22 protein-coding genes are annotated in these 23,188 nt (G+C 33.1%); 13 read left to right on the top strand and 9 right to left on the bottom strand.

Annotated features, from left to right (window positions below; genetic code table 11):
* Positions 1-385 precede the first annotated feature (385 nt).
* Positions 386-1,672 (bottom strand): adenylosuccinate synthase, encoded by a 1,287-nt coding sequence (locus BUB80_RS18605; protein ID WP_073296179.1) that lies wholly within the window; start codon positions 1,670-1,672, stop codon positions 386-388.
* A 164-nt stretch (positions 1,673-1,836) separates the two neighbouring features.
* Between BUB80_RS18605 and BUB80_RS18610 the strand changes: the two genes are divergently transcribed.
* From BUB80_RS18610 to BUB80_RS18620, 3 genes are all read left to right on the top strand, one after another.
* On the top strand, positions 1,837-2,454 hold the full coding sequence (locus tag BUB80_RS18610) for a hypothetical protein (RefSeq protein WP_073296182.1): 618 nt from the start codon (positions 1,837-1,839) through the stop codon (positions 2,452-2,454).
* Positions 2,455-2,557: 103 nt separating this feature from the next.
* Positions 2,558-3,493, top strand: coding sequence for an alpha/beta fold hydrolase (locus BUB80_RS18615; RefSeq protein WP_073296264.1), 936 nt, complete (start codon positions 2,558-2,560; stop codon positions 3,491-3,493).
* A 20-nt stretch (positions 3,494-3,513) separates the two neighbouring features.
* Positions 3,514-4,071, top strand: coding sequence for an AAA family ATPase (locus BUB80_RS18620; protein WP_073296185.1), 558 nt, complete (start codon positions 3,514-3,516; stop codon positions 4,069-4,071).
* Positions 4,072-4,126: 55 nt separating this feature from the next.
* On the opposite strand, the gene BUB80_RS18625 is transcribed toward BUB80_RS18620, so the two are convergent.
* Positions 4,127-5,719, bottom strand: a complete 1,593-nt coding sequence (locus BUB80_RS18625; protein WP_073296188.1) for an ABC-F family ATP-binding cassette domain-containing protein — start codon at positions 5,717-5,719, stop codon at positions 4,127-4,129.
* Between the two features lie 846 nt (positions 5,720-6,565).
* Between BUB80_RS18625 and hpt the strand changes: the two genes are divergently transcribed.
* From hpt to BUB80_RS18660, 7 genes are all read left to right on the top strand, one after another.
* Positions 6,566-7,120: a hypoxanthine phosphoribosyltransferase gene (hpt, locus tag BUB80_RS18630; RefSeq protein ID WP_073296190.1), complete on the top strand. Its 555-nt coding sequence runs from the start codon at positions 6,566-6,568 to the stop codon at positions 7,118-7,120.
* A gap of 127 nt (positions 7,121-7,247) precedes the next feature.
* Positions 7,248-7,826 (top strand): adenylate kinase, encoded by a 579-nt coding sequence (locus tag BUB80_RS18635; protein ID WP_073296193.1) that lies wholly within the window; start codon positions 7,248-7,250, stop codon positions 7,824-7,826.
* An 81-nt stretch (positions 7,827-7,907) separates the two neighbouring features.
* A complete protein-coding gene (obgE, locus tag BUB80_RS18640) occupies positions 7,908-8,891 on the top strand; it encodes a GTPase ObgE (protein WP_073296196.1) in 984 nt (327 codons plus the stop codon).
* Positions 8,892-8,980: 89 nt separating this feature from the next.
* A complete protein-coding gene (locus BUB80_RS18645) occupies positions 8,981-9,622 on the top strand; it encodes a porin family protein (RefSeq protein WP_073296198.1) in 642 nt (213 codons plus the stop codon).
* A gap of 44 nt (positions 9,623-9,666) precedes the next feature.
* Positions 9,667-10,152, top strand: a complete 486-nt coding sequence (locus BUB80_RS18650) for a DUF6438 domain-containing protein (protein ID WP_073296201.1) — start codon at positions 9,667-9,669, stop codon at positions 10,150-10,152.
* A gap of 87 nt (positions 10,153-10,239) precedes the next feature.
* Positions 10,240-11,514: a DEAD/DEAH box helicase gene (locus BUB80_RS18655; RefSeq protein WP_073296204.1), complete on the top strand. Its 1,275-nt coding sequence runs from the start codon at positions 10,240-10,242 to the stop codon at positions 11,512-11,514.
* Positions 11,515-11,564: 50 nt separating this feature from the next.
* A complete protein-coding gene (locus BUB80_RS18660) occupies positions 11,565-12,548 on the top strand; it encodes a class I SAM-dependent methyltransferase (RefSeq protein ID WP_073296206.1) in 984 nt (327 codons plus the stop codon).
* On the opposite strand, the gene BUB80_RS18665 is transcribed toward BUB80_RS18660, so the two are convergent.
* The 7 genes from BUB80_RS18665 to BUB80_RS18695 form a co-directional block, all read right to left on the bottom strand.
* Positions 12,545-13,309, bottom strand: coding sequence for a TatD family hydrolase (locus tag BUB80_RS18665; RefSeq protein ID WP_073296209.1), 765 nt, complete (start codon positions 13,307-13,309; stop codon positions 12,545-12,547). The two genes, BUB80_RS18660 and BUB80_RS18665, sit on opposite strands and share 4 nt — an antisense overlap.
* 5 nt (positions 13,310-13,314) lie before the next feature.
* Positions 13,315-13,830: a DUF4269 domain-containing protein gene (locus BUB80_RS18670; RefSeq protein ID WP_073296212.1), complete on the bottom strand. Its 516-nt coding sequence runs from the start codon at positions 13,828-13,830 to the stop codon at positions 13,315-13,317.
* Between the two features lie 7 nt (positions 13,831-13,837).
* Positions 13,838-14,788 (bottom strand): GSCFA domain-containing protein, encoded by a 951-nt coding sequence (locus BUB80_RS18675; protein ID WP_073296215.1) that lies wholly within the window; start codon positions 14,786-14,788, stop codon positions 13,838-13,840.
* Between the two features lie 76 nt (positions 14,789-14,864).
* The gene (locus BUB80_RS18680; protein ID WP_054511345.1) at positions 14,865-15,836 is read right to left on the bottom strand and encodes a polyprenyl synthetase family protein; all 972 of its coding nucleotides are present in this window, start codon (positions 15,834-15,836) and stop codon (positions 14,865-14,867) included.
* Positions 15,837-15,939: 103 nt separating this feature from the next.
* Positions 15,940-17,082 carry an inorganic phosphate transporter gene (locus tag BUB80_RS18685; protein WP_073296218.1) on the bottom strand — a complete coding sequence of 381 codons (1,143 nt, stop codon included), beginning with the start codon at positions 17,080-17,082 and terminating at the stop codon, positions 15,940-15,942.
* Between the two features lie 14 nt (positions 17,083-17,096).
* Positions 17,097-17,735: a DUF47 domain-containing protein gene (locus BUB80_RS18690; RefSeq protein WP_073296221.1), complete on the bottom strand. Its 639-nt coding sequence runs from the start codon at positions 17,733-17,735 to the stop codon at positions 17,097-17,099.
* 150 nt (positions 17,736-17,885) lie between these two features.
* Positions 17,886-19,607: a DEAD/DEAH box helicase gene (locus BUB80_RS18695; protein WP_073296224.1), complete on the bottom strand. Its 1,722-nt coding sequence runs from the start codon at positions 19,605-19,607 to the stop codon at positions 17,886-17,888.
* Between the two features lie 227 nt (positions 19,608-19,834).
* Here BUB80_RS18695 and BUB80_RS18700 point away from each other — a divergent pair, with 227 nt between their 5' ends.
* From BUB80_RS18700 to BUB80_RS18710, 3 genes are read left to right on the top strand one after another with little or no spacing between them, the layout of a single operon-like run.
* Positions 19,835-21,145, top strand: a complete 1,311-nt coding sequence (locus tag BUB80_RS18700; RefSeq protein ID WP_073296227.1) for a TolC family protein — start codon at positions 19,835-19,837, stop codon at positions 21,143-21,145.
* A 2-nt stretch (positions 21,146-21,147) separates the two neighbouring features.
* Positions 21,148-22,410: an efflux RND transporter periplasmic adaptor subunit gene (locus BUB80_RS18705; RefSeq protein WP_073296230.1), complete on the top strand. Its 1,263-nt coding sequence runs from the start codon at positions 21,148-21,150 to the stop codon at positions 22,408-22,410.
* A gap of 24 nt (positions 22,411-22,434) precedes the next feature.
* Complete coding sequence (locus BUB80_RS18710; protein ID WP_073296233.1) at positions 22,435-23,184, top strand: ABC transporter ATP-binding protein; 750 nt, start codon at positions 22,435-22,437, stop codon at positions 23,182-23,184.
* Positions 23,185-23,188: the final 4 nt, after the last annotated feature.

Consider the following 23,188-nt stretch of genomic DNA (forward strand, 5'->3'; position numbering starts at 1 on the left):
CTTTGTTTTTTAATTACATTGTTTAGATTCTTTCAGGATGACAAACTAAGTGTTAATTGAATTGTGAAAAATTGAAATGGCGACAGAAACCCTAGCCTCGATAGGAACGGTTACCCCGCAGTAAGCGTTAGAGAAGTAGAGGGCTTGGGAGTTGGACCGAATTGGCGCGATGAGTATGAGTGGATAACGGGAAATAGCTCCAGAAAAAATGAATAATGAGCAATTGGTAATGTGTAATGTTTTAAATAAGAACTATAGATATTCTTCCTTTGTTACCTATGATTATATTCTATGAGATTGCTTCGTCACTTCGCTTCTCACAATGACGAAAAAAAGAGACTATCAATAATTGACAGTCTCTTTTAAATTTATTTGAAAATATTCCTTAGAATAATTCTTTTCTGATAATGTTTTGACTTCTTTCAGGTCCTACTGAAACTAAGTAAACGTTGATTCCCAAATACTTCTCGATAAACTCGATGTATTTCTGAGCATTATCAGGAAGTTCATCGTAGCTTCTTACTTTCGTAAGATCTTCGTTCCAACCTGGTAAATCTTGGTAAATCGGCTCGTAGTTGTATAGTTTTTCTGTTGACGAAGTGAAATAATCAATGATTTTTCCGTCTTCAGTTTTGTAATGTGTTACGATTTTCAGGTTTTCAATTCCTGTAAGAACGTCTAATTTCGTAATTACTAAGTTATTGATCCCATTGATCATACAAGCATGCTTTAAAGAAACCAGATCTAACCAACCTGTTCTTCTTGGTCTTCCTGTAGTCGCTCCAAACTCACCTCCGATCTGTCTGATGCTTTCTCCTAGCTCATTGTCCAATTCAGAAGGGAAAGGTCCGTTTCCTACTCTTGTACAATATGCTTTAGCAACACCAATTAGGTTTTTAAGTGAAGTTGGTGGAACACCAGCTCCTGAACAAACTCCTCCTGTAGATGGAGAAGATGAAGTTACGTACGGATATGTTCCGAAGTCGATGTCTAGCATCAACGCCTGAGCACCTTCGAATAAAACGTTTTTACCATCTCTGATAGCTTCGTTCAATTCAACTTCTGTATCAACGATTCTGTCTTGAAGTTGTTTACCAATCTCTAAAAATTCGTTGTAAATTTCTTCAACGTCTAGTGTCGGTTTTCCGTAATATTTTTCAAAAAGTGAGTTTTTAACTTTTAAGTTTTTCTCAATTTTATCTCTTAAGATCTCAGGATTTAAAAGATCTACCATTCTGATACCGATTCTTGCGATCTTATCTTCATAACATGGCCCGATTCCTTTTTTAGTCGTCCCGATCTGAGTTCCTCCGTGCTCTTCTTCACGGTAAGTATCCAAAAGGATGTGGTAAGGCATGATCACATGCGCTCTTCTGCTGATAAAAATGTGGTCTGTTCTAAGGCCTTTGCTTTCGATCTGGCCTACTTCTCTAATGAAAGATTTAGGATTTACCACTACTCCATTGGCAATGATACATTTTCCTTTACACTGCAAAACTCCTGAAGGAAGAAGGTGCAAAACAAATTTCTCTTCACCCACATAAACCGTGTGACCAGCGTTGTCTCCCCCTTGGAAACGAACTACATAATCCGATTTTGCAGATAAAACATCCGTGATTTTTCCTTTACCTTCATCTCCATATTGAAGACCTACAACTACGTAAGTTGACATATTTTACTTTTGTTTTTAGATTCATGCAAAATTACTTTTAAAAAATAGGGTGACCAAATTTGTTGTGGATTTTATTTTTGGGTGGGTGGAAATCATGTGGGAATTGAAGATTTACAATATTATATATTTATTGTTAAATTTGATATAATTTGATAACTATTAAAATGCAGGAAAACATTAAGGATGAATATCTAAAAATAGCCAGAGAATATCTTTTAAATAAAGTTGGAGATATTGTTGAAATATTTGAAGACAATATACATGAAACTGATGACACATTTTGTTTCCATTATCAATCTAAAAAGTTTTTTGAAACATTAAGATTTGAAGACCAATTTGTCGGACATGGACCTTTATTCCTTTTAAAAAGAAGTAAAAAAATAATTTCCTATGGAAGCGCAACAGGAGAAAAACCCGGTCTTATTCATATAATTAATCAATTGAATAAGGAAAGACTAATAAGGGTTTACTATAAGGATTATGATATTTGGGATGGGAAGTATGATTTAATAATTAATAAAGTTGAAGATGAAATGGGTTTTGAAGAACTAATTATTGAAAGAATAGTAAATGTTTTATTAAAGCATAAAATCTGGAAAGCTAATCAATACAATAGTGATAATCCAAACGCTCATTATTACAGCGAAGAAGAATTAAAAGAAACTCTAATAAAATCTCCACTAATATTAAAAGGAAATTTTTGCAAAAACTTTGAAGATCTTCTTGTTAACATTATTAATAAAGATATTTATCTTGATTGGACATTATCAGAGGTTAAGTAGCCACTATAATCAAACCTAACAGGTTTTAAAAACCTGTTAGGTTTAGAGTTTGCAAAAACAGATCTTTAATCCTCCTCCAAAATACCTAAAGACAATCTACACCATGACATCACTACAAAAATCAGCATACTTATCTGCAACCACAAACGATCAAACCCAACTCTTCTACACTGTATTTTCTCCAGAAACAATTCCTGTAAAAGCAACCTTGCAAATCGTTCATGGGATGCAGGAACATAGTGGCAGATATGCGGAGATTGCAGAATATTTTGCCAATCAAGGATTCGCGGTATTGACGTATGATCATTTAGGACACGGAAAATCGGTAAAGGACAAACAAGATATTGGTTTCTTTCAACTTAATCATCCGGATGAAAGATTGATTTCAGATGCAGAAAAAATAAGCAAACATCTTATGGATCAATATCCGGATGTTCCTCATTTCATTCTCGGACATTCAATGGGTTCTTTTATTACGCGTTGTCTGCTACAAAGGGCGAGCGGTAAATTTGCTGGAGCTATCATTACAGGAACTGGCGGACCTTTACCTGAAATAGATTTATTAAGAGGTTATTTATCATTAGCAAATGCCATCGCGCCTCGCCGCCGTACTTTTTTGAATTCTGTTTTTACGAATGTCAATAACAAACAATTCAAAAAAGATAAAGACTTTAGCGACACCAGCTGGCTCAGTCTGAATCCTGCCAATAGAAATGCTTTTTCTCGGGATGAGCTTTGCGGAATTCCATTTACCAACAATGCATTTTATGCGTTATTTAGTATTTACAAAAAAGCGACGGCAAGAAATTGGGCACAAACCATTCCGAAATCCTTCCCTTTTCTATTCATTAGTGGACAAAATGATCCTATAGGCGATTTTGGAAAAGGAGTAACAAAAACTGTTGAAAATTTAAAACTTGATGGATTCAAAGATGTAGAAGTGGAAATATATCCTGAAATGAGACATGAAATATTGAATGAGGAAATTAGAGAAGATGTATTGAATCAGATAGATCATTGGATTTCAAAGCATTTGTAAACCTTAGAAATTTACATGTAATGAGAATACACATTTTCGGAGCATCAGGTTCAGGAGTAACGACATTAGGCAAAGCATTATCAAAAAAACTCAATATTGAATATTTTGATAGTGATGATTTTTTCTGGTTAGAATCTAAAATTCCATTTACTATCAAACAGGATCCAGAAATCAGAAATACAATTGTTGCAGAAAAACTTAATCATACCGATGATTGGATTTTTGGAGGTTCGATGATTCATTGGGGACAAAATATTTTCCCTGCATTTGATTTGGTCATATTTCTCTATCTTCCTCCAGAAATAAGATTAGAAAGAGTAAGAAAACGAGAGCATGAAAGATACGGTGACGAAATCATCATCAATCCCGAAAGAAAAAAAATGTTTGAAAAATTTATGGATTGGACAGAGGATTATGACCACAACACAGGCATTGCCAACAGAACTTTACATGCTCATAGAGAATGGTTATCTACCATAAACACTCCTCTCCTCGAATTATCAGGAAATTATGATATTCAGCAAAAGATTGAAATTATTTTCAAAAAAATGGATCAGGAGAAACTACATTTAAAATAATTGAAGGAAAAACCTAACAGGTTTTTGAAACCTGTTAGGTTAGTAAAGTTATTAACTATTCTTTCAATGAAATTTCTTTGTCAACACCAATTTCATTCAAAAAAATCTCATCATGTGAAATCACTAACAACGTTCCATGATAATCTTTAATAGAATTGGTTAGAATTTCTATATTTTGAAGGTCTAAATTATTAGTGGGTTCATCAAGAATAATCATATCCGGAGATTTATTGCTAATGGAAAGTCCACACAAAAGAAGTCGCAGACGCTCTCCCCCGCTCAAAACCTCACATTTCTTATCCCAAGTTTCTTTTCCGAATAAAAATCTTGATAACAATGTTTTCACTTCAGATTCCTGTAACGCATTATCGTTGAATTTTTGAGCAAAATCATAAATCATAGAAGCCCTATCAATCAATGAATATTCCTGATCAATATAAATAGAATTAAAATTTGATTTCAAAATTTCACCTACAGACGGTTTCAAATCTTCGAGCAAAAGCTTTATCAATGTCGTTTTTCCTGAACCGTTTGAACCTTTAATCGAAATCCGATTTCCACTTCTAATTTCAAAATTGAGATTTTCTTGCCAAAGATATTCTTCATTATATTTAAAATTAATCTCATTCGCTGAAATCAAAATCTTTCCTGAATGCAGTTCTGAATCATTAAAATTCACTTTCATCTGATCAGCATTTCTCACAAACGAACGTAAATCACGCAAATCTCCAGAAATACCATTGATTTTTTCAGCGTGAATACCTTTCAATCTTGAAGTATTTTTCTCGGCATTATTCCGCAACGTATTCATCATAATTCTCGCCACACCAGATTTCTCCTGCTTCCCTTTTCCTCGCGCATCCAATTTTTGTTTTCGTTCCAAGGTTTCGCGTTCCTTATCTTTTGCTTTTTTCAAAGCACGTTCTTTAGAATGAATATCATTTTGCAACGCCTCAATTTCGATTTCTTTTTGTCCAGAATAGAAATCATAATTTCCGCCATACGCTGAAATACCCTGATTACTTAGTTCAAAAGTAGTATCAACCAAATTCAGTAAAGTTCTGTCGTGGCTAACAATTACAACCGTTGAATTTGTCTTTTCAATAAAATCATACAACAGATTCCTACCTTCCAAATCGAGATGATTGGTTGGATCATCCAGCAAAATAATTTCAGGATGATTGATCTGAATTCCGGCAAGAAAAACTTTTGTTTTTTGTCCGCCACTTAAACTATCCAATGTTTGATTTACCTCTAAATTATCCAGTTTCCAATGTTGTAAAGCAATTTGAGAACGTTCTTCAATATCCCAATCATCATTCAATATTTCAAAATAAATCTCATCCACTTCCCCATTCGTTATTTTTTGAAGGGCATGTAATTTTTTATCGATTTTTAAACATTCTGCAATTGTCAAATGATTAAAATTCCCAAACATTTGTGGAACATAGAAAATCTCACCCTGAATATTCACATTTCCATCCAAAGGTTCAATTTCATGAGCAATAATTTTCAGCAAGGTAGATTTCCCCATGCCGTTGCTCCCGACCAGAGCAGATTTCGTATGGGATGATATCGTTAAATTAATAGAATTAAAAAGCAGATTTCCTGCAGGAAACCCAAAAGATATATTGTGTAGAAAAAGCATAATTTCTTTCTTAATTAAAGTTAAACTTCAATAACCTGTTTCGTTATTGTTCAATTAAATCTAAAAGAAATTGGATCCTACATGTTTGTAATCTTTGGTTTTATATGTTGCAAAGATATTAATTTAAAAAACTATAGACAGTTTTAGGATAAAACCAATGAACTTGTTTAAACGTTCTATTTTAACCACTAAAGAAACAAAAGTTCAGATGATATAACATAAAGCATATCCTTAAACTGAAAAAAAGAAAACATTAGCCTTTAAAAATCTTTGATTTTTATTCTTTTGAAAGCTTTGTTTTCAAAAGAGCTAAACTTTAAATGATTCAATAATAGCTTTTGTACCTTTTGCGGTTAAATTTTTTAATTAGTTTAAACAGGCTTATTGCATCTATCATTCATCACTGATTTTTTCAGCAGCTATTTCCCGCTCTCCGCACTCGCTATTTTCTTTTTTCAAAAGAAAATGAGCTCAAACAAATGCTGCGATCGGGGCTAGGGTCTTAGTTTTTCATTTCAACATTAGAAATAATTACCAAGCTTTTCATGCAATTTTAACAAATTTGATTAAATCTCCGACAGAATTATCAACAGAATTGAAATTTAATCTGGTAAAATTTATCTACAAATAAAATTCGTTTAATAATTTTAAGGAAAACGTTGCGATATCTATAAAAAAATCAAGCTCCTTCTTCGCTTAATTCTACTGAATGACAAAAATCATGCTATTTCGTAAAACATTAATAAACATATCTGTTACCCTAAAAAAGGATAAAGTCTGAATATCACAAAATACGAAAATATTTTAATCAAAAATCCGTAACTTTGCCGACTATTAATTTTTTTTATGGAAAGCATTCAAATTCACGACAAAAATTTTGTTCCTTATCTAGAGGAAGATGAAATTCAGGAGATCGTAAAAGCAACAGCTTTAAAAATTTATGAAGATTACAAGGATGAAGTTCCTGTTTTCATAGGCGTGTTGAACGGAGTAATCATGTTCTTCTCAGACCTTTTAAAGCATTATCCAGGAAATTGTGAGATTGCTTTCATCCAGATGAGTTCTTATGCAGGAACAGAATCTACCGGAATCGTTTATCAAAAAATGGAATTAACGAAAGACGTAAAAGACCGTCACATCATTCTTGTAGAGGATATTGTAGACACAGGAAATACGGTTGAAAGTCTTTTTAAATATTTTAACGAAACCCAACGTCCAAAATCTGTAAAAATTGCTTCATTTTTATTAAAACCGGATGTTTATAAAAAAGATTTCAAGTTAGATTATATCGGAAAAGAAATTCCGAACAAATTTGTTCTTGGTTATGGGTTAGATTATGATGAGTTAGGAAGAAACCTTCCGAATTTATATCAATTATCTGACGGACAAATCAACCATTAGAATTGCTACAAGCTTTTAGCTTCTGGCTATTAGCTTTTAAAATTATATCTAAATAAAAAGTAAATATTAACTAAAAAAGCTAAAGGCCTAAAGCATATTGCTTAAAGTCTAAAGCAGAAACAACATTATGATAAACATTGTTCTGTTCGGCCCTCCAGGAAGTGGAAAAGGAACTCAGGCTCAGAATCTAATTGAGAAATTCAACCTAAAGCAAATCTCAACAGGTGATCTTTTCAGATTCAACATGAAAAACGATACTGAACTTGGGAAATTAGCTAAATCTTACATTGATAAAGGAGAATTGGTTCCGGATCAGGTAACGACAGATATGCTGATTGACGAATTGAGAAAACCGACCGACACAAAAGGATTTATTTTTGATGGTTATCCTAGAACTGTTGCACAAACAGAAGCACTGGAAAAAATCGTAAAAGATGAGTTGAATAACAATATTGATGTTTGTCTTTCATTAATCGTAGAAGATACTATTTTAGTTGACAGATTACTGAAAAGAGGTGAAACAAGTGGAAGAACTGATGATAGCAATGTAGAGATCATCGAAAACAGAATTAAAGAATATTATGCAAAAACAGCTGAAGTAGCTGAATTGTATAAGCAGCAAGGAAAATATGTAGAGGTAAATGGAGTTGGTGAGATTAGCGAGATTTCTGAAAAGCTCTTTGCTGAAGTAGAAAAAATAAAATAAGGATTTAGAATTTAGGGACTAGGATTTAGCATTGTTAAAATCTATTCCCTAATCCCTGAAGCCTAAACCCTAAAAAAAATTATGTCAAATTTTGTAGATTACGTAAAGATTCATTGTAAAAGCGGTCATGGTGGTGCAGGTTCTGCGCATCTTCGTCGTGAAAAATATATTCCTAAAGGTGGTCCGGATGGTGGAGACGGAGGACGTGGAGGCCACGTTATCATGAAAGGAAACGCTCACGAATGGACTTTACTACCTCTTCGATACACACGTCACATTAAGGCAGACCGTGGTCAGAATGGAGCTAAAAACCAGCTTACAGGAGCTTACGGTGAGGATATTTATATCAACGTTCCGATAGGGACTATCGCTAAAAATGAAGAAGGAGAGGTCATTGGCGAAATCATGGAAGATGGCCAAGAGATCATCCTGATGGAAGGTGGAAAAGGTGGAAAAGGAAACGAACACTTCAAATCTTCTACCAATCAAACTCCTAGATTTGCACAACCAGGAATGGATGGGCAGGAAGGTTTTGTAGTTTTCGAACTTAAAATCTTAGCTGACGTAGGTTTAGTAGGTTTCCCTAATGCAGGAAAATCAACTCTTCTATCATCTGTTTCTGCGGCTAAACCCAAAATTGCTAATTATGCATTTACCACATTAACTCCCAATTTAGGAATTGTAGATTATAGAAATTACAAATCTTTTGTAATGGCTGATATTCCGGGAATTATTGAAGGTGCAGCTGAAGGAAAAGGTCTTGGTCACCGTTTCTTGAGACATATTGAAAGAAACTCAATCTTATTATTCCTTATTCCGGCAGATTCTGAAAGTCATTTTCAGGAGTTTAAAATTTTGGAAAATGAATTACAGGAATACAACCCTGAATTATTGGATAAAGATTTTATCATTTCTATTTCAAAATCCGATTTAGTAGATGAAGAACTTAGAAAAGAAATCTCTGCAGAATTTCCTGAAAATAAAAAACCTTTATTTTTCTCAGGAGTTACTGGAGAAGGCCTTATGGAACTGAAAGATGCAATTTGGAAGCAATTGCATGGATAAAATGTAAACATTTATCAAAATATATTAAAGTACACTTTTCGTGTACTTTTTTATTATCATAAAAATTAAAAACCATCAAATTTAAAACCATGAAAAAGAACTTTTTATTTGTTCTGTTATTATCAATTTCAACAATTGTAAGTGCACAAGAAGCACAACAAAAGTCTAACTTGGATTCAAAATTAACTTTCGGTGTAAAAGGAGGATACAATTTATCAAGCATGACATTTGTAAATGAGAAATTAGACTCAAAATCATACTTCTATTTAGGAGGACTTGTAGAATATTCTTTGTCTTCAAAAGTTTCATTACAAGGAGAAGTTCTTTATACTCAATTAGGCGGCAAAATGTCTATGCCTCTTTTTCAGTTAGTAGGAAATGAAGTGAGTGAGATGGGAACAACACATTATGATTATCAGTTATCTCAAATACAAGTTCCTATTTCTGTAAAATATAATTTAATTCCTAATCTTTCGGCTTCTGTCGGGATGAATTTAGGTTGGAATATTTCATCAAAAGTAAAAACAGAATTTTTAAATGATGAAAAACATGATTTTGAAGGTTTAAACACAATAAATCTTTATCCTTTCTTGGGAGCAGAATACAAAATCCACAACGGGCTATTTGTAGATGCCAGATATAATTTCAATTTTATTAAAATGAATGAAGGTAAAGGCGCCAATGTAAAAGTTGGATTCTTACAGGCTGGTATAGGATATAGATTTAAGTAACATTTTTGGAACAATTATTGAGAGACTCCCATCAAATTTAAACTATGAAATATTTACTAAGCTTGTGTGCATTTATATTACTATTTTCATGCAATTCACAAAACCTACAATCACAATATTCTAAAATTGAATATAAAACCACTCCTTGCTTTGGATTCTGTCCGGTTGCTACAATGAGCATAAATTCAGACAGAACAGCTGTTTTAGAAGCTGAGCATTTTAATTTCACCAAGACACCTTCAAAAGATGAGTTTTCACAACCACGCGAAGGAACTTTTACCACCACAATTAAAGAAGCGGATTACAAAAAGCTTGTCTCTTTATTGAATCGTTTAGATGTTAAAAATTTAAATGAAAAATATGGTCATAAAGTATCTGACCTCTCTACTTCATACTTAACAATAAATCTTACTGACGGAACTTCAAAAAAAGTGGAAGATTATGGAAAGAGAGGAAGTGAAAAACTAGTTGAAGTATACAAATTCTTTGAAGATTTAAAACATAATCAACAATGGACCAAGGTGAAGTAATATACTTAAAAATATTTAAACTACCTTTGTAAAATATAATTCCTTCACATTGAGGGAATTTTTACTTTAAATTAAAAAATAATTCATTTGAATTTTACAGACCTAAACCTAATAGAACCCATTGCAAAGGCAATTCAGGAGCAAGGATACACTACCCCTACTCCTATTCAGGAAAGATCTATTCCTGAAATCTTAAATGGTAGAGACTTTCTAGGATGTGCACAAACTGGTACCGGAAAAACGGCAGCTTTCGCCATTCCTATTTTACAAAATTTATCTAAAAATAAAACACCAAACAAAAACATAAAAGCTCTTATTCTGACTCCAACCAGAGAATTGGCGATACAGATTGAAGAGAACATTAAAGCTTACGGAAAATACCTTCCATTAAAAGAATTGGTAATTTTCGGAGGAGTAAAACAAGGAAGCCAAGAAACTGCTTTGAGAAGAGGAGTTGATATCTTAGTGGCAACACCTGGAAGATTGCTTGACTTTATTGCGCAAGGAATTGTTAGTTTAAAAAACCTTGAAATCTTTGTACTTGATGAAGCCGACAGAATGTTGGATATGGGTTTTGTACATGATGTAAAAAGAATCATTAAACTTTTACCTCAAAGAAGACAGACTTTGTTTTTCTCTGCAACAATGCCTTCTGAAATTCAGAAATTAGCAGATTCGATTTTAAATAATCCTATAAAAGTAGAAGTTACTCCTGTTTCTTCAACGGCTGAAACTATCAAACAATCGGTTTACTTTGTTGAAAAAGACGATAAACTGGATCTTCTTACTCATATTTTACAAAATGATATTTCTGATTCTGTTTTAGTATTTTCAAGAACTAAGCATGGAGCGGATAAAATTGCAAGAAAACTTCAGGCGAGCAAAATATCTACAGAAGCCATTCATGGAAATAAATCTCAGAATGCCCGTCAGAATGCTTTAAATAACTTTAAGTCAGGAAAGACAAGAGTGTTAGTAGCTACTGATATTGCAGCAAGAGGAATTGATATTGACGAACTCAAATATGTCGTTAATTTTGAGCTTTCCGATGTTTCTGAAACCTATGTTCACAGAATCGGAAGAACAGGTAGAGCTGGTTCAGAAGGAAGTTCAATTTCATTCGTAGACGGACTTGATTTGTTAAACCTTAAAAATACCGAAAAGCTGATCGGAATGAAAATTCCTATCGTAAAAGATCATCCTTTCCACACCGATAATCTGGTAGCACAGAAAAGAGATTCTAATAACAAGCCTGCTGGTGCAAGAACTCCAAGACCATCTCAAACTTCAAATACTAAAAAGAAACCTGCTGTTGATGCCGGAAAGAAGCCTAAAAACAAGAGTTTTTTTAGAAAAAAATAAATAAATTTGTGAATCAGAAACAAGTCAATTTATTCTAAAATTCATTTTTCATGAGAGTTTTTACCATTGAAGATTTAAAAGATATTTATATTAAATTTCATCAAAGGGGTTTACCGTTTCTTTTATCCAAATTGAGTTTAAACTCTTACAAAAGAACGCAAAGTGCTTTTAATGAAAAGGAAATACAGACTTCTAATTTTTGGATTATTCCTCAGGTTAGAAAAAGATGGAATAAATTGATAACAGGAGATGAGAATGTTGTTTACGAAGAATATCTCACTCAAAATTTCTTTAAAAACAAACATAAAATAAAAGTTCTGGCTTTAGGAACCGGCGTTTGCAGTCATGAAATAAAACTTGCAGAGCTTAATCCTAATCTAGAAATTCATTGCTACGATTTTTCTGATGAGTTATTAAATAAGGCAAAAACAATATCTGATCAGAAAAATCTTAACAATATTTTCTATTTCGCTGAAAATGTACTCACCTATTCTTTTAAACCAAATGAATATGATGCAGTCTTTTTTCACGCTTCATTACATCATTTCGATAACATTCCTCAGTTCTTAGACGATGTCGTTATAAAAAGCCTTAAACCGAACGGTTACATTATCATTAATGAGTTTGTAGGAAACAGCAGATTACAATATTCTACTCTTCAGTTGGAATATATCAATAAAGCTTTAAAAGAGATTCCAAAAAAATTCAGAAAAATATTTAAAACTGAGATTTACAAAAACAAATATTATGGTTCTGGCGTTGTAAGAATGATTGTCGCAGACCCTTCCGAATGTGTAGATTCTAAAAGTATTATCCCGGCTATTCATCAAAAATTCGATATTATAGATGAAAAATCTTATGGAAATAATATTCTACAAAGTGCGTTTAAAGACATTGCACATCATTTTGTAGATTTAAATCCCGAAAAAGAAACCATTTTAGAAAAAGTTTTCGCTTTGGAAGATGAGTTATTACTTAAACATCCTAGTGATTTCGTTTTCGGAATTTATAAATTAAAGCAAAATTCTATTTAAAACTTAAAAAGTTTCTTTGCATTCTCCGACGTTACTCTATCAATCTCAGTAAAATCTTTACCATAAATATTAACCAATTTCCCTGCAACCAAATCCAAATAAGAACTTTCGTTTCTTTTCCCTCTGTGAGGAACCGGAGCTAAATATGGAGAATCTGTTTCCAAAACAATTTTATCTAATGGAATTTCGTTTAAAAATTGATCGATTTTACCGTTTTTAAAAGTCACTACTCCACCGATTCCAAGAATGAAATTCAGATCGATTGCATGTTTTGCCTGCTGTAAATCTCCTGAAAAGCAGTGGAAAATCCCACGAAGTTTGGGATGTTTTTTTCTTTCTAATACTTCAAAAGTTTCCTCAAAACTTTCTCTTGTGTGGATGACAATTGGAAGATCCATTTCAATTGCCCAATCAATTTGTTGTTCAAAAGCTTTAACCTGAATATCTAAGGTTGTCTTATCCCAATACAAATCAATTCCAATTTCTCCAATCGCAGGAAAATGTCTTTGATCAATATAATTCTTAACAATCTCTAGTTCTTTCTCCCAAGATTCTGGCTTTACATAACAAGGGTGAAGACCCATCATCGAGAAAATCTGATTTGGGTATTCTGCTTCTAATTGCAGCATTTTTTCATGGGATTCAGAATCTATGGCTGGAAGATAAAACTCAGTAATTCCTTTATCTAATGCTCTTTGAATAGCTACTTTTCTATCTTCATCAAATTCTTCCGCGTATAAATGGGTATGTGTATCAATCATTATTTTTAAAATTTTAATAGATCTTCATAAGGATTTTCAAGGTTCAATAACAAACCAAAGGCAGGTTCCGTTTTAATTCCTTGTTTCTTTAATTCTATTATTTTTTGTTTAAATTCTTCTCCTTTTTCATCTAATATATTGTGCTCAACAACCATATGTCGGTAAGCATTTTGTTCTGTTGTTGGCTTATTTTGTCCGAATATTTCTATAGGAAAATCCTCTAGTATACAATTTAAAATAATGCAATTTTCATTATTAATTATATTCGTTACAATAGTAAAATCAATATTTTGAGGTAAAATTTGATTTAAAACTTCTAGAAATTCATTCTCATTTTTGACATTACAGATTATATCTAGATCACTTCCTTCAATATCAATTTCAATGGGAATCGTTCCAGCTAAAATGGGTGAATAATAAGTTAATTTCTCGAAAATTCTGTATTTGGTAAGAATTTCATAAGCTCTTTTTTGCTTAATATTTCCAGCTTTTAAATAATCAAGCTTTGTAAAGTCAATCATTTGAAAATTAGAATATTTTATGTTTTACCTTTTTACGCTGAACCTCAATCTTTGCATTAAGCTTTTCTTTAAACTCCAGATACTTTGGATCTTTATCATCATTTGTTCTGTGTTCTAAAGCTTTATTGATTTTGAAATTTTCTTTGATAAAACTCTGTGTTTCTGTAGAAAAGTAAGCACTTCCAAATTTTTCAAAAATATAATTTACCGCCTGAGAACTTGGGTGAATCATATCTTCTTTATAAAATCGATAATCACGCAAATCATCCATTAAAATCTCATAAATTGGAAGATAATGGCAATTTTCAAATAGTAAGATCGCTTCATGAACCGCTGTAATCAGTTTTGACTTACTTAACTGATTTTCAACCATTCCATCCTTTGTATGACGAACTGGCGAAACGGTAAATAAGATCTGAGCATCATCTTTGCAAATATCTTTCAAATTCAAAATCGTATTGTAAATAGAATCTGTAAGTTCCTGATGCGTCAGCAATCTCTTTTTAAAGAATTTTTGTGGAATTTTATGGCAATTGGCAACCAATTTATCTTTGGGAATAAATTCATAAATAAATGAAGTTCCGTAAGTTATAATAACCCAATTGGTATTTTGTAGAAACCGATTTCCTTCTTCAATCTTAGAATTAATTTTTTCTAAGGTCTGATGAACAAATCTAGTATCAAAACTTGTATGATGATCTAAAGAAATAAATTCTTCATTAAAGGTGATTAAATCCTCTTCATTATAAAACTCCGAATTATGGAGTGTTCTGATAGCATTACTAATCGAAAACGGATTAAAAATGGTCCCAAACGGATTGTCGACAGTCTGTAACTGACCTTGATAAAACAAATCTGACATTTCGGAAGCAAAACAAGATCCTATTGAAAATATTTTATCTTCAATTTCTATCTTTTTCTCTGATTCTTTAATATCAACTTCTGTTCTGAATTTCATTATATCCAAATTAGGAGGAAGAATTAGGGCCTAGGTGATTATTAAATCCTAAGCCCTATTTCCTGTTACCTATATTTTAACTCTCTCTTCTTAAAAGATAATTAGCCAATTCTATAAAAGGCTTCTTCTTTTCTTCAGGAATATCTATTTTCTTAAGATAGCTTTGACCGATTTCGTTGTGTTTTTCAATCAAACGCAAGGCTTTTTCGTCTACTTTAGTTCTTCTGAAGATCTTTTCAACATTATAAACCTTGTCGATATTATCTGTCTTTTTAGAATACCAATAATCTAGTTCTTTTCTTTCTTCGTCTGTTGCATGCTCTCTCGCCATCAAATAAAGAACAGTCTTTTTGTTCTCATAAATATCACCTGCATGCTTTTTCCCAAACTGAGCCTGATCTCCGAAGACATCCAAATAATCATCCATGATCTGGAAAGCAATACCGATATGTTTTCCGAAGTTGAAAATTGCCTTCGCATCTTTAAAATTAGCTTTTGCAATCAGTGATCCAATCTCGAAAGAAGAGGCGCTCAATACTCCGGTTTTATACGTAATCATTCGGATGTAATCATCAAAAGTTACATTTTCCTGTGTCTCAAAATTGATATCATACTGTTGGCCTTCACATAAAAGAAGTCCGGTGTGTGTGAAAATTCTTATACAAGCTTTAAAAATTTCAGGTTCAAGATCTTCAAAGAATTTGTATGCCTTTAGCATCAATCCGTCTCCGGAAAGAATTCCTACATTGATTCCGTGTAATGTATGAATTGTAGGTTTATTTCTTCTTAAAGGAGCTTCATCCATAATATCATCATGGATCAAAGTGAAGTTATGGAAAAACTCGATTGCCAAGGCTGGTTTAATTGCTTCTTTAAGATCACCACCAAACAAATCACAAGCCATCAAAACCATGATCGGACGAAGGCGCTTTCCACCGTGGGAAATGATGTAATTCATCGGGTCATACAATTCCGTAGGTTTATCTTTAAAAGTGTACTTCGTAATGGCGTCATCAACAATTTGTTGGTATCTGTTTAAAAATTCCATAAAATCCTATAATTTCAACAAAAATACAATTTTTCAAGTCTTTATAAAACAAAAAACTTTGCCCAAATGGACAAAGTTTATGATTGTTATTTAAATTTCTATTTTAAGTTAAAAATGTAACCAAAAGATAAGTAAGTCCGGCAACAATTGCTGAAATAGGAATTGTTAATACCCAAGCCCAAAGTAAGCTTACTGTAATTCCCCATCTTACTGCTGAAATTCTTTTTGTTAACCCAACCCCAATGATAGAACCCGTAATCGTATGTGTTGTAGATACCGGAATACCAAAGTGGTCTGTAATAAATAAAGTAATAGCTCCTGCTGTTTCAGCACTCACACCTTCTAGTGAAGTTACTTTTGTAATTTTAGTACCCATTGTTTTAATGATCTTCCAACCACCACTCATTGTACCCAATGCAATTGCGATGAAAGAAACCAAAGGAACCCAAATATAATGTTGTGCAAAATAATCGAAACGGCCCGCAGATGGAATATTAAGATAAACAGGATCCTGAAGCATATTTACATGATAATAGATCATCGCAGCTCCAATAATACCCATTACTTTCTGTGCATCATTCAAACCATGTCCTAAACTGAACAACGCTGAAGATACCAACTGTAATCTCTTAAATGACTGATCTGCTTTGTGAGGATTTGATCTTTTATAAAGGTGAACAATGATTAAAGTGATAATGATCGAAATAATCATCCCAATAATCGGAGCCATAAAAATGAATAAGAAAATAGGAATTACTTTATCAAATTTAACAACACTTTGCGTCGTTACCTGATAAGCAGCGGTCTTAAACGTTTCCCACATTCCCAACTCAGGGTGAGCGGATACTACTTCATGATAGTCCATCGTGAAAGCATGCATTAAAGCCGCTCCTAAAAATCCACCAATTAAAGTGTGTGATGATGATGAAGGAATCCCAAACCACCATGTTAATAGATTCCAGGCTATTGCAGCAATAAGTCCTGAAAATATAACTTCTAAAGTAATAAAGTTTTCGTTAACTGTTTTGGCAATCGTGTTACCAATTTTAAATTCTCCAATAATGTAAGCTGCGATAAAGAAGGCTGCAAAGTTCCAAAGTGCTGCCCAAAGTACAGCTTGGAATGGAGTTAAAACTTTTGTAGAAACAATAGTCGCAATTGAGTTGGCTGCATCATGAAAACCATTGATATAATCGAAAATTAAAGCCAGCGCAATAATAACTACTAGTAAAATCGGAAATTCCATTTTTGTTATATTGTTTAGGCGTATTTAATCATGATGTTCTCAATAGTATTGGCAACATCCTCTGCCTTGTCGGTTACTATTTCAAGATAATTAAGTACAGATGAAACTTTGATAATATTGATAGCATCGTTTGTTTCAAACAATTCTACCATAGAATTAGAAAGAAGGTCATCTGCAATATTTTCAATAGAATTTACTTTAATACAAGCCTCTTTTACCTGCTCCATATTTTTGAAACCTTTAAGGTTCTTCATTGCATTCTGGATCTCCAGACAAGCTTTGTGAATCAGTAGAGAGAAATCAGAATAAGCTTTAAGCTCAGGTGATTTATACAAGAAGATATATTTTGTAGATGCGTAGATATAATCAGCGATATCATCTAGACCAGTTGCCAATGTGTGGATATCTTCTCTGTCGAAAGGAGTGATAAAGTTTTTACCTAATTCTACGAAGATCTCATGAGTAAGTTCATCATTTTTATGTTCATAGTCACTCATTTTCTTCAACATTGAATCATCATTAAGATCGAAATCTTTGATACCAGTATTGAATTCTTCAGACATCTCAACTAGGTTTTCTGTTACTTTTTCGAAAAGCACAAAGAAGATTTTGTCTTTTGGTTGAAAAGCGTGGAAAATATTACCAATTCCCATTTTTTAGTATTTATAATTTTGTGCAAATTTCCTAAAAAAGGACCTGACCTGAAACAATCCGACGTTAAGTTTTGTTAACATTAGCTTATCTCCTGATTATCAAACAAAAAAACCGGCTTTGATGCCGGTTTGTATAGTATAGAATGAGTATTAATTCGCCTCTTCAGCTCTCATATCTTTTCCTTTGAATTTCATTGATGCAATATTATTCAAAAGCTCTCCTTTAAATGATTTTTCAATCTCAAAGAAAGAGAATTTCTCTAAAATTTCGATATCACCAATTTCAGCTCTTTTTTTGCTACCTCCCGCAGGTGTAGTTGCTTTGTTAATAATATCTAGAACATCTAGTTTCTTCAATTGGTCTTTCTTCCCTAAGTTGAAGAAGAATCTTACCATATCTTCATTCTTTCTCCTAGGTTTTCCACTACGCTCTCTTCCTCCTCTGTCTCTATCTCCACTTCTGTTATCGCGGTCTCCTCTGCTTCTATCTCTGTCTCTATCACGACCTCTATCTCTGTCTCTTCTAGGATAGTCATCATCTCTAGAGCTGAATTTCTGCTCAACAAGATCATGTTTATCTTTGTAGTACAATGCAAGATCTTTCAATTGGAACTGCAATAATTTGTGTACCAATTCTTCTTTTGTGAAAGCGCTTAGATCTGGGATCAGGCTATCATCAAATTCAAAGATATCTTCGTGTTCCGTCAATAACTTTTCGAAAACACATCCAACCTGAGCTTTGATTACCTCTTGTCCTGTTGGTATAATTTTTTCAACGATTTCAATTTTCGTTTGAGATCTTATCTGCTTTAATTTTCTGCTTTCTTCAGGCTTAATTAAAGAGATTGAAATACCGTCTTTTCCTGCTCTACCTGTTCTTCCACTTCTGTGAACGAATACTTCAGGATCATCAGGTAAAGAATAATGGATAACGTGAGTTAATGAATCAACATCCAATCCTCTAGCTGCAACGTCTGTTGCTACCAAGATATCAATGTTTTTCAATCTGAACTTCTTCATTACAGTATCTCTCTGCGCTTGAGAAAGATCTCCGTGAAGAGCATCAGCTGCATACCCATTTTGCATTAAGAAATCAGCAACCTCCTGAGTTTCCATTCTTGTTCTACAGAACAAAATAGAATACTGATTCGGGTTTGAATCAATTAATCTTTTAAGAGCTTCTTTTTTATTACGGTACCCAACTACATAGTATTCATGCTTAATGTTCTTCTTAACCTCGTTAATAGAACCCACAGAAATACGGTGTGGTTTTGTAAGATAATTTTTAGAAATTCTCTCCACTTCTTTATTCATCGTTGCAGAGAATAAGAAAGTTTGTTTTGTTTCAGGAGTTTCTCTTAAAATTGTTTCCAATTCGTCTTTGAAACCCATTGAAAGCATTTCATCAGCTTCGTCTAAAACTAACCAATGAATAGCAGAAAAGTCTAATGCTTTTCTGTTGATAAGGTCGATAACTCTTCCTGGAGTACCTACAATAATTTGTGGCTTATCCTTTAGAGATCTAATTTGGTCCATAATACTGCTTCCACCATAAACTGCTGTAGTTTTGATGTCTTTCATGTATTTAGAATAATTTTTTATGTCTTTAGAAATCTGAAGACATAATTCTCGTGTCGGACAAAGCACCAAAAATTGGATTTTGCGACTCGTATCGTCAATCATATCCAAAATCGGAAGCGAAAACGCTGCTGTTTTGCCTGTCCCTGTTTGCGCAAGTGCGATCAAATCGCGAATATCTGAAAGAATAAAAGGGATAGTCTGTTTTTGGATTTCTGTTGGGCTTTCATAACCCAGTTCGCCAACTGCCTTAAGAATGTCAGGACTTAAATTGGACTCCGTAAATAAATTCATTAAATATTATAAAATTTCTGCAAATATACAATTAATATTTGACTTTATTTTGAACAAAGTGTTAAATAACTAATCTTAATTTCAGAATTCTTTAATATTTTTTTAATTTTTAAAAAATTAAACGCAAAAAAACGCTCTCTCTGTTAAAAACTCGTTAAATATTGTTTTTTTTTGTTAAATTGGATTGATTTTTTCAGTGTTATTTATGAATTTTCAAAAATAAAACCATGAAACTTAAATTTTTCTTTTTGATATTTCTGCTTAAAATCATTGACATATCTGCTCAAACACAAGCCTATCCTAATAATTGGACATTGGAAAACTGTATTGAATATGCAAAAGAAAATAATATCTCTATCAATTCTTTGAGACTTTCTAAAAATTCTGCCCAACAAGACCTTCTTCAGGCAAAAGAAGCCAAATACCCTAGTTTTAACGGAACGGTTTCCCAAGGACTCTTTGCAATAAGCGGAAACAACGGACTCAATATAAATGGAGCACAATCTCAAAGTATCGGTGTCAATTCTTCAATGACACTCTATCATGCAAATTATATCAAAAACAATGAAGTTTCTAAAAATCTAAACGTTCAGATGGCTGATCTTTCCGTTCAGGAAGCAGAAAATAACATCACCCTATCCATCACCCAAGCGTATCTGAATATTCTTATGTCTCAGGAAAATATTATTTCCTTAGAAAGTATTTTAACCACTACCAAAACCCAATTAAAACAAGGAGACCAGTTTTATAAAGCCGGAAATATTTCAAAATTAAACTTTTTACAAATCCAGGCGCAAGTGGCACAAGATGAATATAATTTAATTTCCTCTCAAAATAGTTTAAAAACAAATATTGTTAACCTTAAACAATTGCTACAACTCCCCTCTTCTTATGATTTCCAGATTGAAAAACCTAACAGTATTATCGTTGATGAGAATTTAAAACCTTTACAAGACGTTCAAAACTCTGCTCAAAATGAGCGTCCGGAAGTAAAATATGGTGAATTGAATCTGGAAAATTCAAACACCAATTTAAAAATGGCTAAAGCTTCTATTCAGCCTACTTTAAGCGTGGTGGGAAATATTTCAACTAATTATTCTACAGGAAACGGAAATTATTTTAATCAATTAGGAAATAACTTTTATCTGCCTATCGGATTAAGTCTTGGAATTCCGATTTACAACAACAGAATCTATAAAACAGAAGTTGAAAAATCTAAAATTGCTATAGAACAGGCAAATCTGGATTTAAAAAACACAAAAACAATTCTTAATCAACAGATTGAGCAATCTTATATTAGTTTACAAAATTCTATTTCACAATATGATTCTGCTTTAAAACAAATGAATATCAATAAAGAAACCTATGATATTGTTAACGCTCAGATGAAACTTGGAAGTATAGATTATGTACAGCTTCAACAACAGAGATTAGTGTACATCCAAACGATTCAAAATTATCTACAGGCAAAATATTCCGCCGTTCTTAATAAACAGATTTACGAGTTCTACGCTGGTAACCCTATAACTATTAAATAACTATGAAAGCAAAAAATAAAAAATGGTGGATCTGGCTCATTGGCGGCATCATCGTTATTGCAGGAATTTGGTATTTTTTCATCAAAGAAGAGCAGGTAAAAATTCAGCTTGAAACAACAAAACCTGCAATGGGGGAAATTTCAAACTCTATTACAGCTACAGGAACTGTTCAGCCCGTAGATACGGTTGCTGTGGGAACTCAGGTTTCTGGAATCATTAAAAATCTTTATGTAGATTTTAATTCAACCGTAAAAAAAGGGCAGCTTTTGGCAACTCTGGATCCTGACTTATTGCAATATCAGACCGAACAGATTACTGCTAATTTGCAAAATGCAAAAAGTAATTTGGCATATAATGAAATCAATATCAATCGTCAATCACAACTTTACAAAGTAGGCGCTATAAGCAAAGCTGATTATGATAACGCCCAAAACCAATATAATGTAGCCAAAGCACAGGTAAATTCTGTAAAAGCGCAGCTTTCAACCGCTAATAAAAATTTATCGCTTACCAATATCTATTCACCGATTGATGGAACGGTTCTGAACAGAAGTGTAAGTGAGGGCCAAACGGTTGCTTCAAGTTTTAGCACTCCCACTCTTTTCAGTATTGCAAAAGATTTAACAAAAATGCAGGTTCGTGCGTCTGTAGATGAAGCTGATATTGGCAATATCAAAGTTGGGCAAAAAGCAACTTTTACTGTGGATGCCTTTCCAGAGGAAACTTTTAAGGGCCAAGTTTCTGAAGTTCGACTTCACCCTACCGTCTCTTCCAATGTGGTGAATTATACCACCATCATTAATGCAGATAATTCAAGTTTGAAGTTAAAGCCGGGAATGACCGCTAACATTACCATTTATACCGTTGTGTTAGAAAACATCATGAAAATTCCGGTGGCAGCCATCAGCTTTAAGCCCGATAGTCTTGTTGCAAAAAAATATAAAATCAATTCTCCTTTTGCAAAAGGTAAAAAAGAAGGGCACCAACAGAAAAAAAATAAACAAAACAAAACCAATAAAAATGGTGCCGGAATATGGGTCATTAGCAAAGACAGCATCATAACCCACAAAAAAATAAAAACAGGAATGGATAACGATACGGAAGTGCAAGTTATTTCAGGATTAACAACAAATGACAATATCATTACAGGTTATAAAAATCTATCTAAGAAATCCTCCGGAAGCGCTGCAAAAAGTCCGTTCATACCTCAAAGATCAGGAGGTGGAAATAAAAACAGTGGCGGCGGTGGTGGCGGACCAAGATAGATTTCAAATTTAAACATGAAGATCATGACAACAAAAATCCTTGAAATAACAGATCTTAAAAGAGATTTCAAAATGGGCGAAGAAACGGTACACGCTTTAAAAGGAGTTACATTTTCTGTAGAAAGCGGTGAGTTCATTACCATTATGGGAAGTAGCGGCTCAGGAAAATCTACTTTGCTTAATATTTTAGGTTGTCTTGATAAACCTACAAGTGGAGATTACAGTCTGGATGGTGTGAATATTAAAAATCTTGACCGCGACGAATTAGCAGTTCTTAGAAATCAGAAAATTGGTTTTGTCTTTCAATCCTATAATCTTCTGGCTAGAACTTCAGCAAAAGAAAATGTAGAATTGCCGTTACTTTATAATTCAAAAGTATCAACTAATGAACGCAACGAACGTTCTTTAAAAGCCTTAGCTGCTGTTAAATTAGAAAATAGAGTGGATCACCTTCCCAATCAAATGTCGGGTGGTCAACAACAAAGAGTTGCCATTGCCAGAGCGCTAGTAAATGAACCTGTTATGATTCTTGCTGATGAAGCAACGGGAAATCTAGACACAAGAACCTCTTATGAAATTATGGCGCTGATGCAAGATCTTAATCAACAAGGAAGAACAATTGTTTTTGTTACCCACGAACCAGATATTGCAATGTTCAGTGGCAGAACTGTTACCTTAAGAGACGGTAAAGTAATAAAAGACGTTAAAAACGAAAACATAAAATCAGCGAGAGAAGCTTTAGAAAGTCTTCCTGCTAATGACGATTATAAATAGTTTA

The sequence above is a fragment of the Chryseobacterium polytrichastri genome (assembly GCF_900142445.1).
In the GTDB taxonomy this organism is placed as follows: domain Bacteria; phylum Bacteroidota; class Bacteroidia; order Flavobacteriales; family Weeksellaceae; genus Chryseobacterium; species Chryseobacterium polytrichastri.